A 14,405-nucleotide genomic window follows, 5' to 3' on the forward strand; every position below is an offset into this window, starting at 1 on the left:
AAGCATGGAAAATATCAATGGGTAACATGCAGGAAAATCACTGCCATCGCGTAACTGATCAGCCCACATCCGGGGAACGTAAAGATCCATGCGAGCAACATTTCACCAAATACGTGAAAGTTAATATCCGATATATTTTTGACTGCCCCTGCCCCCATAATAGCGCTGGTTTTTGTATGAGTTGTGGAAACAGGAATTCCCAGGAGTGTGGAAAACATCAGGCAGACAGCGCCTGCCAGATCGGCAGAAAAACCCTGGTAGCGTTCCAGTTTGACAAGGTCCGCTCCCACTGCCTGTATGATCTTTTTTCCGCCAACGCTGGTGCCGAGTGCCATGACCGCACTGCACACCAGCATCATCCAGACAGGTATTATGGCACCGGTCACACTGCTTTGTCCGCTGACGAAAGCGAATCCCAGGAAAAGTACACCGATAAACTTTTGCCCATCCTGTGCGCCGTGCATAAAGCTCATGGATGCTGCTCCAAAAATCTGTGCATTTTTAAAGAATGCGTCTGTTTTACCGGAGTCTAGATTTTGGCAGACCAGCGTGATCAGCCGGCAGATCAGCCACCCGGCAGCAAACCCACACACAAGGCTGAGCGCCAGGCCATAGAGTACTTTGATCCACTCTGCCATATTGATGCCGCCGATACCATGCTGTATCGCTATCGCCGCACCTGACAGCCCGGCGATCAGACTGTGACTTTCGCTTGTCGGAATCCCAAGTGAAGAAGCCGCCACACTGTACACAACGATGGAAAAAAGAGACGCACACAGAGCGATCAGAGCATATCGTGTATCTGTTCCAAAATCGACCATATTGCTTATGGTAGCTGCAACGGAGCTGTTGATTCTGGTCATGACCAGTACTCCGAGAAAATTAAAAACCGCACTCATCCAGATTGCGGTGCGTTCGCTTAAGCACCCGGTTGTAATACACGTTGCAATCGCATTTGGGGCATCCGTCCACCCGTTGACGAAGATAACGCCAAGCGTCAGCAGAACCGTGAGCAGCAAAATCGGGTCCGACATATAGAAATTCTCCTTTACATATCCACCATTCAATATATGGTGAAATGTCAAGGAGAATTATAAATAATTAAAACTTACATTTATCTTCCTTTATCAGCGAAGCAACGCCATACTGCCTGTCAGTCTGTTGACTTTCTTCTTTGGGCCGCAGATGGCCACACCCATATACTTTAAATCAGTTCCCTCCGCCTGCTGCATTTTGCCTGTGAATTCATCATACGTTTTGCAGCCCTGTGCCAGCTCCGAAAAATCCACAGCCAGCAGATCCGAAAAATCCGGTGTATACAGCTTCTTCCGGATTTCTTTGATTGAGACCGGGTCTCCCTTCAGTATCGGGACCGGAAACTCGATAATCCCCAGGTGAAGATTTCCTGTTTTATCCGCAACATCACTGCCAACTACTTCCGGCATTTTCTTTCCCATCGTAATCCCCAGAATTGCCGCTGTGTTTGCAATCAGACCGGATGGCAGATTTTCATCGATCACCATCACGCATTTTTCATCTTTCACATCCATATTTTTCTCTCCTTACCTGCTTTCATGAGTTGTCTTTGACTTATCCCTCATTTTAGCAGTCGATCACCGGAATTTCTTGAAAGATGTGATACTGTTCGAGATAAATTTACTGATTATGCGCTCCAGCGCTTTAATGTCGGCAAAAACTGCATGAGCTGCATTCTGGCCTCCTGTTTCGTCAGCTGCAATCCCTCAGCTTTGTTCCACTCATCCAGATGCTGCAGGTTATGTTCAATCAGCTCTTCCATCGTGATATTCTGGGTAAACGCACCCTGTTGATAGCAGAATACGCAGTATGTTTCGGATTTGCTGCCATCTTTCTCTGTCCCTTTATCACCGTCATGTTCCAGGTTCATGCCGCAGCTCTGGCAGAGTCCGGCGGGATATCCCAACAGATGATCCGCCGACACCTGAAATGTTTCCGCAATCAGTTTCAGCGTATCTGTGCTGGGAATGGTATCTCCGTTCTCCCACCTGGATACAGCCTGTCTTGTGACAAATAGCATGTCTGCAAATTCATCCTGTGATAATTTCAGACTTTTGCGCAGTTCCAGTATGATATCTTTGAAATCCATTTTAAATACCTCCTCGTATTATATAGTCATAGCTTTTCTTTACCTTTTCTTAGGTATACGCTATGCTGATTTTAGATACTGTGGATTAGTGAATCCCTCCTACCACTTGATGGTTTTAAAAAGGCTCTAACCACAGTCTCTTTGTTCATTTGTTAATCAGTTAGATACCGCATGACGGTTTATTTAGAACGAGGTTACAATTGCAGAGAGATCCCGTGGTCTAAAAACAGTATCAAATACTTTAAAAGGAGTTTTGTCATGATATACGCAGGCATTGATGTTGCCAAGGATAAGCATGATTGCTTTATCACGAATTCAGATGGTGAAGTGCTTTTCAAAGCATTTACCATTCCAAACAACCGCATTGGTTTTGATGTACTTTATCAGAAAATAGAATCCGTTACAGATGAGTTAACCAATGTAAAAGTAGGGCTTGAAGCCACTGGACACTACAGTTATAACATCTTGGGATATCTTCTTGATAAAGGTCTGACCACCTTTGTTATCAACCCGTTACATACCAATCTTTACAGAAAAAGTCTAAGCCTTAGAAAGACGAAAACGGATAAAGCTGATGCCCATACGATTGCTACAATGCTCATGTCTGATGTGAACTTAAAGTCCTACTCAGACACATCTTATCACAACGAAGAACTCAAGTCACTAACCCGTTACCGTTTTGATAAAGTCAAAGAGCGGGCAAAACTGAAAACTTCTGTTTCACGGCTGGTTACGATTCTCTTCCCTGAACTGGAGAAATTAGTACCCACACTCCATATGGCATCTGTTTCTGCTTTGCTTAGCGAATTCCCCGGTGCTTTCCATATTTCCTACGCTCATCTTACCAAACTGACCCACCTGCTTCACGAAGCCTCCAACGGACGTTATGGACGGGATACCGCCCTCTTGTTTCGGGAGGCTGCCAGAACCTCAATCGGGTCAAATATGCCGGCCAAATCGCTCGAACTCAAGCACACCTTGAAATTAATTGGTGAGCTAAATGCCGAGATTGATGAAATCGAACAGGGAATAAAGCTTATCATGGATGGCATTCATTCTCCGATTCTTACCATTCCAGGAATCAGTTACCGGATGGGTGCTATGATTTTGGCTGAAGTCGGCGATTTTTCCCGGTTTGATTCTCCTGATAAAATTTTGGCTTATGCAGGATTATCCCCATCAACCTATCAGTCCGGTCAGTTGGAATCCTGTTATTCCCATATGGAGAAACGCGGTTCAAGGTATCTACGCTATGCGCTTTTTAATGCGGCTAAATTTGTCTGCCATTGGGATCCGACATTCGCTGCCTACCTCGCCAAAAAGAGGGCCGAGGGTAAGCACTATAATGTTGCAGTATCTCATGCAGCAAAAAAACTTGTCAGAGTGATTTATCAGTTAGAAAAATCCGGGCTGCCATACATCCCAACCGCTTAACTTTTTTGCTTTCCGATCTCCTTTTTGAGCACCTGTAAAGATGCTCTGTTTGTCATGCAGTTTTCAAAGTTTAAATATATCTGAAATGCATTTCTGCAATTCATTCAAAAATTTAGTTTAGGACTTGACTTTTAATAGTTAGTCTTTTTAAAAGTTTAACATCTGAACGGGCAGCTGGACAAGCAACTGGCTGTTGCCTGCCGTATCTGCCCGCTGTAAAATGTGATACAAAACAAATTGACAAGGTATGCGCTGCATCATTTCCCGGAGATCGCCGATACTTTTCAGGAGATCAGCAGAGTATTGAAACCGGAAGGATATTTTTTTCTGTCGGATCCGGCGCCGAATGACAACGACACGGAGCGTTTTGTGGACGCTTATATGCAAATGCAAAATGATGGACATATTAAGTTTTACACCAAAACGGAATCGAGGTTGATATCTGGATCACAGAGAAAGTAAATAATCTGCTGTTTCAAAGAATAAGACCGCTTAACATCACACTCTCAACCCGCTCGTTCAAACCCCAGATAACGTGTCCCCTGAAATGTCAGCTTCCCGTGATCACCTTCTGCAAGCAGGCCGTATTCGCGGCCAGTCACATGAAACTCCATACGGTCCCTGCTTTCACCTGCCTGGAATGTCACATAATAAGTAGTGTCGGAGATCATCGTATATCCATGTGCACCCGAAATATCACCTCCATTTGCCTGCTGATGATGTGTGGTATCGGTGCGTTTGGACACGACCACAGCTTCAACGGTGAGCTGCCAAGAATTATTGTTCTGATGCCACTCGCTGACACTCTTAACCACTATAAAGATGATAACGCCTGCCACCACCACGAAAACCAGGCTGAACATCATTTCAAAACCTCCCATAAACATGTAAATGCCTCCTCCCCTGCCGGTCTCTGGCTTCAACTGATGTTTCCATCATAAGTGGTAATTAAATTCCATGCAATACTTTTCTTTCAATAAACAGCGCACCTGCAGTTTCATAACCGCAGGTGCGCTGTTCCGTCGTCTCAGTCTTTTGTATCATAATTCCACATATTGCTTGTCCTCGAAATTTGTTTCCATGGTCCATTCTGTCGCTGTGCCATTTTTCAGAACGAAGACCTGAAGCAGCCCATCAATGCCATTGTCCTTCCACGCCCTTAAAAACTCCCTGGTAGGATGCTGAAAGATCTCCTCCCGCAAGGCTGCGTCTTCGACGTGTTCCAGTACCCCTGTCACACGGATCTGGCTGCCGTTGCCCTGAAAACATAATTCAACTTTCGGGTTTTTCTGAATCTGCTCGTACACATCCTTTGTAGATGCAGTGTGAAAGATAATTCCGTTTTCATCCGCCCGGAATAACAGCATCCCCCGGACTCTTGGCTGATCCCGGTCCATCGTTGCAAGATGGAACACAGGATTTGTATTCATCAGCTGAAATATTTCATTTTTAGTCATCATAATCTGATCCTCCTTTTGGTCTGTAACTGTATTTTAGTCCGAATGGAGTCATTTTTCTTTCAGATTACAATTAAAAACTTTCAAAAAACATGCAGCTTTCAGCCTCCGTACCGGTAAGTGTTTCGATACTCTGAAGGAGTCACTCCTGCCAGGCGCTTAAAATCCGAAGCAAAATGAGCACTGCTCCCGAAACCACATCTGGATGCGATCTCGATTATGGGAATATCATTTCTGCGCAGCAGTTTTTTCGCCTTCTCAATCCGGACATCGATCAGATATCTGATGGGCGTCACGCCCAGTTCATTCTTAAATATCCGGTTAAAGCTGGAGGATGACATATGGTTTAATCCTGCCAGGTCGTCGACCGCGATGTTTTTATCAAAATGCTGTTCCATATAATGCTGTGCGCGTGCTACAGCGTAGTTTGAGGAAATCATACGCATATCCATATTTTCACCGAGGATACTTCGGATGATCCAGTGTGTGATGACCGTAACCTGCGCTTCCAGAGTGATGTCTGAGTTCTGCATCTGTTTGCTGTATTCGAAAGCAAATGTGTTAAGTGTTTTTAAAATATCACTGCACATGGCAAACTGCCGGTCATTGAAATCCGGCGGTTCCACTGTATAAAGCTTATACTGGCTGTCGAAGTAACTTTTATCAATCAGGATGCAGTAATAATGGATAAATTCATCAGAAAAGTCATTGTGCGGTATATCCGGGGACATAACGGACGCCAGATAATGATTTTTCTCAAGTCTGATCTTCGGTTTTACACCGGATTCCTGCAGAGAAAATAAAATAGTGATCATATATGAGGGATGTGTATGCCCCTGTCTCTGAGCATACTGGCAGGTTCCGACGCTCGGAATAAATAATCCCAGTTTCGGATGTACATAACAGTCCACAAATCTCAGTTCATTTTCCGTTACACTTTCACCTACCAGTGCCTTTATAATAGAAAAATCCCTCATATACACTTTCACTCCTTTCAGATCATACAACCCTCGTCAGCATTTCATAGTATTGCTCAGCGATATTTAACGCATGATCACCGATTCGCTCAAAATCTGTCAGCATTTCCGAAAAGAAGATACCTGCATCAGCGATGCATTCGCTTTTGCCGATCCGCTCGAGCTGCTGTGTCAGATACTTATTCCGAATATCGTCTATTTTCTGTTCATCACGTGAAGTTTTCTCAAGCATGGTTTTCAGGTCTTCCACATTGCTGCCGGCCACGTCATCCAGAATCTGAAGGCTCATCTCTTTCATCGTCATGATCTCCTGTTTTGCCTTATCAGAAAATACAACTTCCTTCTTCTTCATGCTAACAGCATAGCCCAGAACATTCATGGCGTGGTCCCCAATGCGCTCCAGATTCCCCAGAATTTTATAATACCCGCTGATTTTTATGGAATCCTCCACCGCCATTTCATGGTGCATGACAGACACAATATATCGGGATACTTCTGCATTCAGATAATCAATATATTCTTCTTTCTGTTCCAGTTCCTCTTTCCCATGTGACGAGCTGTGGAGTACGGCATCAAAACTTCCCGCAACGGTCTCTCTGACGATCCCCCGCATCCGCTCAACCTCCTGGTCAATCTGCGTCAGTACCAATGCACCATGTCCCATGGCATAATGACTCTCAAACGGCTGTATGTATTCCAGATGCAGCACTTCTTCCTGTTCACTTTGTTTATCCGGAAGAATTTTCTCTGCCAGGCGCGCCATGTATGTACCAAATGGCAGCAAAAGCAGAGTGGTGATAATATTGAACACCGTATGGACATTGGCAATCTGAGCGACAGGATTGCCCGGGGTTATGTGTTCCATCAAAATGGTAAACGGTGTCACCAGGCAAATCACTGTAAATATGACCGTGCCGATGATGTTAAACATCAGATGTATGACGGTTGTCCGCTTGGCATTAACTTTTGTGCCGATCGAAGCCAGTACAGCCGTGATACAGGTTCCGATGTTTTGCCCAAACAGAATGTATACTGCGCTGGAGAGCGGTATCATGCCGGTACTTGCCAGAGCCTGCAGGATACCGACAGATGCCGATGAGGACTGGATGATAGCTGTAAACACGGCACCGATGAGTATGCCTATCAGCGGATTGCTGAATGTCGTCATGAAATGAATAAAAGTTTCGGAGTTCTGAAGTGGTACCATGGCAGAGCCCATCATATCCATACCAATAAAGAGCACACCAAGACCCGCAAAAATTTCACTGATGTGCTTTGCCTTTTCGTTTTTCACGAAAAGAATTGTTGCAACACCCAGAAAAGCGATAAGCGGTGCGATCACACCGATATCCAGAGCAATCAGCTGTCCCGTGATTGTGGTGCCGATATTGGCTCCCATGATCACCCACACCGCCTGGTTCAGCGTCATAAGCCCGGAATTAACAAAACCAACCACCATGACGGTCGTAGCCGAAGAGGATTGTATCACTGCTGTTATCACTGCTCCTGCCAGAACACCTTTGATCCTGTTGGAAGTCAGCTTTTCGAGAATTCTTTTCATCTTGTTTCCGGCAGCCATTTCAAGACCATTGCTCATCATCTGCATGCCATACAAAAACAGCGCAAGACCACCCAAAAGTATTAAAATATCAGATATTTCCATATTATATTCTCCCATTATTATCATTTTTCGAATCAGTAACCGGTGCATATCAAAAAAATACGCGCAGCTTACCGGGGACGTTTTTTTCCATCTGATTTATGGGTGATATTCAGTCTGATACAAAACTGACATGGTAACGGGGTGATAAAAAAGAACAGCAAAAAAATACCTCCGCCGAACAACATTGAATATACGTTCAGAGGCATAGTAAGCTCAGAGAGCCCGTAATGCAGGGACAGATTTCCACGAAATTGCTTTAACACCTGCCGGAAGACAACTCTGTATGATGACATAGAATTCTGGAGAGCGTGTTCATCCATAGAATGATCTGCTGTCCGAAGCATATGACAATTTTCCTGGTCAACAGTCCGGGACTGATAAAGGTCCTGATCAGCAAAAGCAGTGGGGAAAGGAAGGATTCCTGTCCCCGTCTGCATAATAAAGACTGTTGTTAAAAGTATCATCAGATAAGTAATCTTATTCATAATATCAGAGCATTTCGGCCCTTAACGCTGCACCGTCTTTTGCACTCAGATATGCTGGTGCAATATCGAATACTGTCCTGCATCCAGTTTGTCCTTCTTTTGCCAGCCGGCAGGCAGCTCTTGCATACGCGACAATCACACCGGCTGTAAATTCCGGGTTTGAATCCAGTTTCAGACTGTATTCGATCAGGTGTTTATTTTCATTTTCCCATCCGGTACATCCGCTGCGCAGTACAAATCCACCATGCGGAAGTTTGCTGTGGTTTTTCTTTAATTCTTCTTCCGTCACAAAGTGTACGGCAGTATCATAATCCGAAAAATAATTCGGCATGGTCTTGATCGTCTCTTCGACTTTGGTTGCATCTGCGCCTTCCTCCAGAACGACGTAGCAGTCTCTGGTATGCTTCTGACGCGTTGTAAGCTGGGGATTCTCTCCGTTCCGGACAGCTTCCAGTGCCGCATCGACAGGGATTGTATACTGTCTCGCATCTTTTACGCCCGGTATCCGGCGAATCGCATCAGAGTGTCCCTGACTGACGCCTTTTCCCCAGAAGGTATAATCATTTCCCTGCGGCATAATCGCATTAGCGTATAACCGGTTCAGTGAGAACATGCCCGGATCCCAGCCAACAGAGATAATTCCAACAGTCCCTCCTGCCTTTGCCGCGGCATCAACATTGTCAAAATGTTCCGGGATTCTTGCGTGTGTATCAAAGCTGTCTATCACGTTAAACAGTCTTGCATATTCCGGTGTCTGTATCGGAAGGTCCGTTGCACTTCCCCCACACAGGATCATAACATCGATTTTATCCTTCCAGTCTGCAGCATCCGATACACTGCATACCTTTGCAGTCTCCGTAAGAATTGATACTTCGGCAGGGTTTCGGCGTGTAAAAACTGCTGTCAGTTCCATATCAGGGTTCTGCTTTACTGCGCACTCCACGCCGCGTCCCAGATTTCCATAACCTAAAATTCCGATTCTTATACTCATAGCATTTTTTCTCCTCAGTACATTTAATATCCATTCTATTATAATATCACATTTCATTTTCTGCAATGCTTTAAATTGAATACTTAACTGATATACAGTATTTTCACATCACCAAGTATTCTATCTGCTTCTGCGCGCAGAAATTCTTCAGCTTCGGCTCTCGCTTCCGGCCTGTAACAGTATCTTCCTCTGCCCCGTCCGGTCATCAGCTGGCTGTCATACAGATCAGGAGCATTGGGGAAAGCCTCACTGTTGATTGCCCGGTGTACATAGGAATATGTCATCATAATGATCTCCAGAAACATCTGTTTTTGCGTTTTGGCAGTCAAGCCTTCGCGGAGCTGCTCAAATAGTTCCGTGTACATTGCTTTCCACCCTTTCACCAGCATAATGGGGGCGATTAAAAGCCCGCAGGGATAGCCGGCTTCACACATTTTGTTTACGGCATCCATCCGCTTTTGCAGACTGGAAGTCCCCAGTTCTATACGGCTGATCAGCGGCTGCGGATTTACGCTCATGCGGAAAATCACTTTTCCTTTGTGGGGAAGGTCAAGCAGACTGTCTACCATATGAAATTTTGTGGGAAACGTAAGACATCCCCTTCCCTCTTCGGCAAAACGGGGAATGGTGTATAAAAGATTGCCGGTTATGATATTTTCCAGTACCAGATCACTGTTGCTGCCAATCTCAAAAGTCAGGCTGTTCTCACTGCTCTTTCCTTTTTTGATCAGGCGGTCCAGCATCTGCTCCCTGTTGACAAACAGGCGCAGATAGGCACATTTATTATAATTGCACACCAGATAGCAATACAGGCACATGGCCGTACAGCCTGATGATGTGTATGGAACCAGATAATCCGATACCTTGTGATTCTCTGCATACCTGTGTGTTTTTCTGATTCCGATGATCAGATTCCGTTTCATTTTGCCGAACTCGGCATTTTCTTTTTCCTGCATTTCTTTTATGGAATTGTGGCTCTCCACCGATATCCACGGTAAACCGGCAAATTGTTCCCGCAATTGTCTTCCCAGTGGATAGGACAGGCTGTCTTTTTCATAATATACTGCGTCAAATTTCATAATTCCCTTTCTGTCCTGATCAAAAGACCAGTTAAATCCTGTATTTTATTTTAGTATGTACATTTTGCAGTATATCCATTAGCCGGTTATCTCAAAACAAAAGATTGCGCCAAGGCGCAATCTCTATTTGTCATATATCATTTTTGTAGATCCTGACAAACTCAGCAACCTGCCGTTCAATTGCCAGGAGTGCTTCCTCCTCCTTTTCCGGTTCCTGGTCATACTGCGTCAGAAGCAAGAAGATCGGCGCATAGAAATTGACAGCCATCGTCTGTGGATCAGCGGCTGCAAACACTTTGTGCTGCACCATCTCGGCAAACAGCTCCGTCTGATAGCGGATTGCCGCGTCCATGAATATCCCGCGGTATACGGTATAAATCTCTCTGTCCCGATACTGCTCCATCGTCAGCATCCTGCGAAATCTGGAGGCGAACGGATCACGTAGATAAAACAGAAATATTTTTTTGCTCAGTGCAACCAGTTCCTCCGGCGTGATCTTCTCATAAATTTTGGCGGCTTCCACCGGATTCTGGTCATCCGGCAGTCCGTATTCCCTGGACATTTTCTCCATTCTCACAGACATTTCCTGTACGATCGTATCAAAGATCTCTTTTTTGCTCCTGAAATGTTTATACAGGGAACTGTCTTTGATTCCCACAAGATCAGCGATATTTTTCACACTGGTTCCCTGATATCCCTGGGAGGAAAATAATGTAAGGGCTTCTTCAATGATGCGTTCCTTCGTCGTCAATTTGTTACTGACCTCCCATATAAGATTTGATCATATGTTCCCGCTCAAACAGAACACAGCCTCCATTGTGTTCGGCATCCAGCATCCCGCTGGTCTGCAGATGCATAAAGAGCGGCGAAGACAGGGCTGCCCTCAGACCGGTATGTAAAACGCTGGTATCAGAATAAGCGGAAAACGGGCACGGTTCTGCGCCGCCGTATGCATTGATGTGGAAAAAGCCCCTGCCGGCTGCCAGACACCCACCCGAGCTTTTTTCATCCCCGGGAAAACACAGGAACATCATTTGCTCCTGACAAATTCTCAGCTTTGCCACTCTGTCCTCAAAGACCCGGCGGTCAGCATCATCAAATGCCAGAGCAGCGGAATCTTTATCGACGGGCACATATTCCACATAGATCACTGCTTTACATCCGTTGGCATGAAGTTTTTCCACAAATGACCCGGAAGTCACCTCGTCTATATTTTCCTTTGTTACAGTGACAGATGTTCCGAACAGGACTCCGGTATGCTTTAATGAATCCATCGCCTGCATCAGTTTCACATATACGCCTTCCCCTCTTCGTGCGTCTGTAATATTGCGGCCTCCCTCAATACTAAGGACCGGCAGCAGATTCCGATTGGAGGAAAACAGCTTCAGATAATCGTGAGTCAGCATGGTTCCATTCGTAAAAACAGGAAACAGAAGTCTCCGATGTCTTCCCGCTTCACATAGTACATCCTTCCTGGTCAGAGGTTCTCCTCCTGCCAGCAGGATAAAACCAATACCAAGGGCCTCTGCCTGAGAAAAAATACTGCCCCAGTCCTGACCGGAGAGTTCTTTTCTTTCGGGTTGAGCGCTGCATGCGGCAGCATAACAGCCTTTACAGTGCAGATTACACTGTCTGGTAATGCTGGCGATTAAAAACGGCGGTATGTGCACACCACTCCTTTCGGACTGTTCCCGCAGTGTTTTGGCTTTTTTCTGAGCCGCCGCATACTGTATGAAAAACAGGCTTTCCTGTGGATATTTCAGAGATACCTTTAACATATCCCTGATGATTCTGTCTACCCCATTGCTCAGGTAAGACGTTAATTCAAAACCATTCATGTATCATGACCTCCCATTCAAACGGACAACTCAGCTAGTGAATACTAGCCTCTCTCAACAACAGTATAGCTAGTATTCGCTAGCCTGTCAAGAAGATCTGAAAAAAACAGAAGTTTACCACATTTTCTCAGTATAACATAAATTAAGACGCGGCAAAATTTAATTTTACCGCGTCCTTATGACCGCCTGTTTCTCAAAGAGATTATGAACACTGTTTTCTTTTTTTACAGAGTAAAATTCCGATTCCTCCCGCACCCGCAAGTGCCAATGCCAGATAAAGCTCCGAAGATGTTTCATCTGCAGTTTTTACCGGCCTGCTCCTGGTCCCGGTAGATTGTCTGCGTGTCGGAGTCACTGTTCTTTTCGGTTTCGGCGCTTTGGATGAAGCCGGATCTTTGGTATCCGCAGGGTCTTCGGGATCTGCCGGCTCTTTTGCTGGCGGAGCTTCCTCTTCTACCTCAAAACTTCGTGACACACTGACCTCTCTATAAAGCAGATTCCCAGCCATAACTGCGGAAATCTCCGTTTTTCCGGCTCCTTTGATGGTCACATTTCCCTCTTCATCGATTGTGGCTATATCCGTATTAGAGCTTGTATACGTGACTGAGCCTCCGGTTGTCCCCCCGGATACACGGATCTGAAATCCCCCGTCCCCCAATACCGCAGTTTCCTTCATACCGCTCAGCACAAGAGGAGCCTGTTCCATCTTATTGTAGTGCATGCGGGATGCTGTTATGTCTGCACTTGTGACAGAGCTGTCCTGGCTTAGGTAGTCTGCCAGTGCATCCTCACACGCACTGTACTCATGCAGATTCTCCTTTGCGGCCAGTGCCGGGTAATTGTCCGCATCCGTGACCAGATAGCTGTTCGTGGCAACGGTATAGACATCCGTATCGGAAAGAGCGGCATCTCCCACTTTTATATCCGTGATCCTGGGCTCGTCACTCTCGAAAGTGTAATTTGCCGTCAATCCGCCGACCTGAAGTGCCTGACCGCTGTTTGCCGGCCATCCGTCATAATCTCCGGCTATGTCAGCCTTCATATTGTCGAGCTGAATCTTCAGCGATGCTTCCAGAAGCCCCCGGACTTCTTCGCCGGTCAGTTCTCGCGTGACGATATAATTCCCGTAAGGAAAAACGTCCAGTGCTTCCCCGTAAGTTACCTCTCCTGCATCGATGCCGGCCCGTATACCGCCTGCATTCTCGATGGCAATATCCGCTCCCGTCTCCAGAAGATATGCACTTGTGACGGCGCGCCCCATCGTAGTCTCCCCGGTCCGCACATGCTCCCAGACTCCGTCCAGGGCTTCCGGCGCGTTTCCGACTGGTCTGTTTTTCTCCTCTTCCTGATCTGCCAGGATTCTGTCCACAACACTCTGTACGAAGGGGTCGGCACTGTATGTACTTCCTGCATCGGCTGCTGAAACTGCATTCGGAGTCATCGCAAGGCCTGTCAGCGTTCCATCATCTGCAAGGGTGCATTCGATGGAAATATTGTATACCGTATTCAGGTGAGAGCCAGCCTCTGTCGTCAATACGCTGTCGTTCTGTGACCATGAATCAAATGTCATATGCTCATGACCGTCAAGCCACAGATCCACCCCAGATACTGTATTGGAAATTCCATTCTCTGCGAGGGGCTGGATGCAGTGTGCTATCCCTATCACGATCTGACACCCCTGTCCTCTGAGGTATTCCGCCGCCTGGCTGGAATACACTGTCATATCCGTGAATGTAAGGCCTTCCACATTTGCCGGGGCCGTAGCGTTGTACAATTTGGGATCAATGACGCCAAACACGCCGATTTTTAATGTTTTTCCGTCCTTAGTCACTTCTTTAATCAGGTATTCATTATCAAAAAATGGGCTGCCGTCCTCGTCTGTCACATTTCCGGCGAGGATGGAAAACGACTTCGCTCCGTTGTTTGCGTCTGCGATGCCTTCCAGAACTTTCAGCTGTTCTTTTCCATAATTCCAGTCATGGTTACCGGAAGTCATTGCATCGTATCCACAGATACCCAAAAGCTCGGCTGCAGTAGTTCCCTCTGCCATTGTTGCAATCGACTGTCCGTGAAATACATCGCCGGAATCCAGTACGAGAGACCCGTCTGCTTCTGAGGTCGTCTTATCAATCAGGTCTTTCAGTTTCGGCATTCCAAGGGCAGTTGTCTGCCCGGTCTGATCCGTTGTTTCTGTCAGATACGCATGGATGTCACTGGTCTGTATCACTTCAATCCGGAATGATGTATCTGTCCCTGGCTCTGCAGGAGCAGCAAAAACCGGTGTTATGGCCAAAGCCAGCAGCATCACGGCAGCAGCGGCTGTTGTGACATTTCTTTTTAGTGTTTTCATATGATT

At 46.0% G+C, this 14,405-nt stretch carries 13 protein-coding genes; 1 reads left to right on the plus strand and 12 read right to left on the minus strand.

Annotation, left to right across the window (positions count from 1 at the left end):
* Positions 1-14: 14 nt before the first annotated feature.
* The 3 genes from MCG98_RS12330 to MCG98_RS12340 all read right to left on the minus strand — a co-directional run bounded on the left by MCG98_RS12330 (position 15) and on the right by MCG98_RS12340 (position 2,125).
* Positions 15-1,034, minus strand: coding sequence for an inorganic phosphate transporter (locus tag MCG98_RS12330; protein ID WP_240302249.1), 1,020 nt, complete (start codon positions 1,032-1,034; stop codon positions 15-17).
* 93 nt (positions 1,035-1,127) lie between these two features.
* Positions 1,128-1,550 carry a DUF2000 domain-containing protein gene (locus MCG98_RS12335; protein ID WP_240302250.1) on the minus strand — a complete coding sequence of 141 codons (423 nt, stop codon included), beginning with the start codon at positions 1,548-1,550 and terminating at the stop codon, positions 1,128-1,130.
* 113 nt (positions 1,551-1,663) lie between these two features.
* Positions 1,664-2,125, minus strand: coding sequence for a zinc ribbon domain-containing protein (locus tag MCG98_RS12340; protein WP_240302251.1), 462 nt, complete (start codon positions 2,123-2,125; stop codon positions 1,664-1,666).
* Positions 2,126-2,383: 258 nt separating this feature from the next.
* On the opposite strand from MCG98_RS12340, the gene MCG98_RS12345 reads away from it, so the two are divergent.
* Positions 2,384-3,559: an IS110 family transposase gene (locus MCG98_RS12345; protein WP_240300763.1), complete on the plus strand. Its 1,176-nt coding sequence runs from the start codon at positions 2,384-2,386 to the stop codon at positions 3,557-3,559.
* A gap of 506 nt (positions 3,560-4,065) precedes the next feature.
* On the opposite strand, the gene MCG98_RS12355 is transcribed toward MCG98_RS12345, so the two are convergent.
* From MCG98_RS12355 to MCG98_RS12395, 9 genes are all read right to left on the minus strand, one after another.
* The gene (locus MCG98_RS12355; RefSeq protein ID WP_240302253.1) at positions 4,066-4,446 is read right to left on the minus strand and encodes a DUF2500 domain-containing protein; all 381 of its coding nucleotides are present in this window, start codon (positions 4,444-4,446) and stop codon (positions 4,066-4,068) included.
* A 153-nt stretch (positions 4,447-4,599) separates the two neighbouring features.
* Entirely contained in the window at positions 4,600-5,019 is a 420-nt protein-coding gene (locus tag MCG98_RS12360; protein ID WP_240302254.1) for a pyridoxamine 5'-phosphate oxidase family protein, read from the minus strand.
* Positions 5,020-5,117: 98 nt separating this feature from the next.
* The gene (locus MCG98_RS12365; protein ID WP_240302255.1) at positions 5,118-5,993 is read right to left on the minus strand and encodes an AraC family transcriptional regulator; all 876 of its coding nucleotides are present in this window, start codon (positions 5,991-5,993) and stop codon (positions 5,118-5,120) included.
* A gap of 22 nt (positions 5,994-6,015) precedes the next feature.
* Entirely contained in the window at positions 6,016-7,656 is a 1,641-nt protein-coding gene (locus tag MCG98_RS12370) for a Na/Pi cotransporter family protein (RefSeq protein WP_240302256.1), read from the minus strand.
* A gap of 489 nt (positions 7,657-8,145) precedes the next feature.
* Complete coding sequence (locus MCG98_RS12375; RefSeq protein ID WP_240302257.1) at positions 8,146-9,132, minus strand: diaminopimelate dehydrogenase; 987 nt, start codon at positions 9,130-9,132, stop codon at positions 8,146-8,148.
* Positions 9,133-9,215: 83 nt separating this feature from the next.
* Positions 9,216-10,211 (minus strand): spore photoproduct lyase family protein, encoded by a 996-nt coding sequence (locus MCG98_RS12380; RefSeq protein ID WP_240302258.1) that lies wholly within the window; start codon positions 10,209-10,211, stop codon positions 9,216-9,218.
* A gap of 130 nt (positions 10,212-10,341) precedes the next feature.
* Positions 10,342-10,962 (minus strand): TetR/AcrR family transcriptional regulator, encoded by a 621-nt coding sequence (locus tag MCG98_RS12385; RefSeq protein WP_240302259.1) that lies wholly within the window; start codon positions 10,960-10,962, stop codon positions 10,342-10,344.
* Between the two features lie 4 nt (positions 10,963-10,966).
* Entirely contained in the window at positions 10,967-12,049 is a 1,083-nt protein-coding gene (locus MCG98_RS12390) for a radical SAM/SPASM domain-containing protein (protein WP_240302260.1), read from the minus strand.
* Positions 12,050-12,251: 202 nt separating this feature from the next.
* Positions 12,252-14,399 (minus strand): 5'-nucleotidase C-terminal domain-containing protein, encoded by a 2,148-nt coding sequence (locus MCG98_RS12395; RefSeq protein WP_240302261.1) that lies wholly within the window; start codon positions 14,397-14,399, stop codon positions 12,252-12,254.
* Positions 14,400-14,405: the final 6 nt, after the last annotated feature.

Source organism: Ruminococcus sp. OA3, assembly GCF_022440845.1.
Taxonomy (GTDB): domain Bacteria; phylum Bacillota; class Clostridia; order Lachnospirales; family Lachnospiraceae; genus Ruminococcus_G.

Coding starts and splice junctions, on each gene's coding strand:
- MCG98_RS12330 (WP_240302249.1), bottom strand. CDS start 1,034: ATGTCGGACCCGATTTTGCTGCTCACGGTTCTGCTGACGCTTGGCGTT.
- MCG98_RS12335 (WP_240302250.1), bottom strand. CDS start 1,550: ATGGATGTGAAAGATGAAAAATGCGTGATGGTGATCGATGAAAATCTG.
- MCG98_RS12340 (WP_240302251.1), bottom strand. CDS start 2,125: ATGGATTTCAAAGATATCATACTGGAACTGCGCAAAAGTCTGAAATTA.
- MCG98_RS12345 (WP_240300763.1), top strand. CDS start 2,384: ATGATATACGCAGGCATTGATGTTGCCAAGGATAAGCATGATTGCTTT.
- MCG98_RS12355 (WP_240302253.1), bottom strand. CDS start 4,446: ATGTTTATGGGAGGTTTTGAAATGATGTTCAGCCTGGTTTTCGTGGTG.
- MCG98_RS12360 (WP_240302254.1), bottom strand. CDS start 5,019: ATGATGACTAAAAATGAAATATTTCAGCTGATGAATACAAATCCTGTG.
- MCG98_RS12365 (WP_240302255.1), bottom strand. CDS start 5,993: ATGAGGGATTTTTCTATTATAAAGGCACTGGTAGGTGAAAGTGTAACG.
- MCG98_RS12370 (WP_240302256.1), bottom strand. CDS start 7,656: ATGGAAATATCTGATATTTTAATACTTTTGGGTGGTCTTGCGCTGTTT.
- MCG98_RS12375 (WP_240302257.1), bottom strand. CDS start 9,132: ATGAGTATAAGAATCGGAATTTTAGGTTATGGAAATCTGGGACGCGGC.
- MCG98_RS12380 (WP_240302258.1), bottom strand. CDS start 10,211: ATGAAATTTGACGCAGTATATTATGAAAAAGACAGCCTGTCCTATCCA.
- MCG98_RS12390 (WP_240302260.1), bottom strand. CDS start 12,049: ATGAATGGTTTTGAATTAACGTCTTACCTGAGCAATGGGGTAGACAGA.
- MCG98_RS12395 (WP_240302261.1), bottom strand. CDS start 14,399: ATGAAAACACTAAAAAGAAATGTCACAACAGCCGCTGCTGCCGTGATG.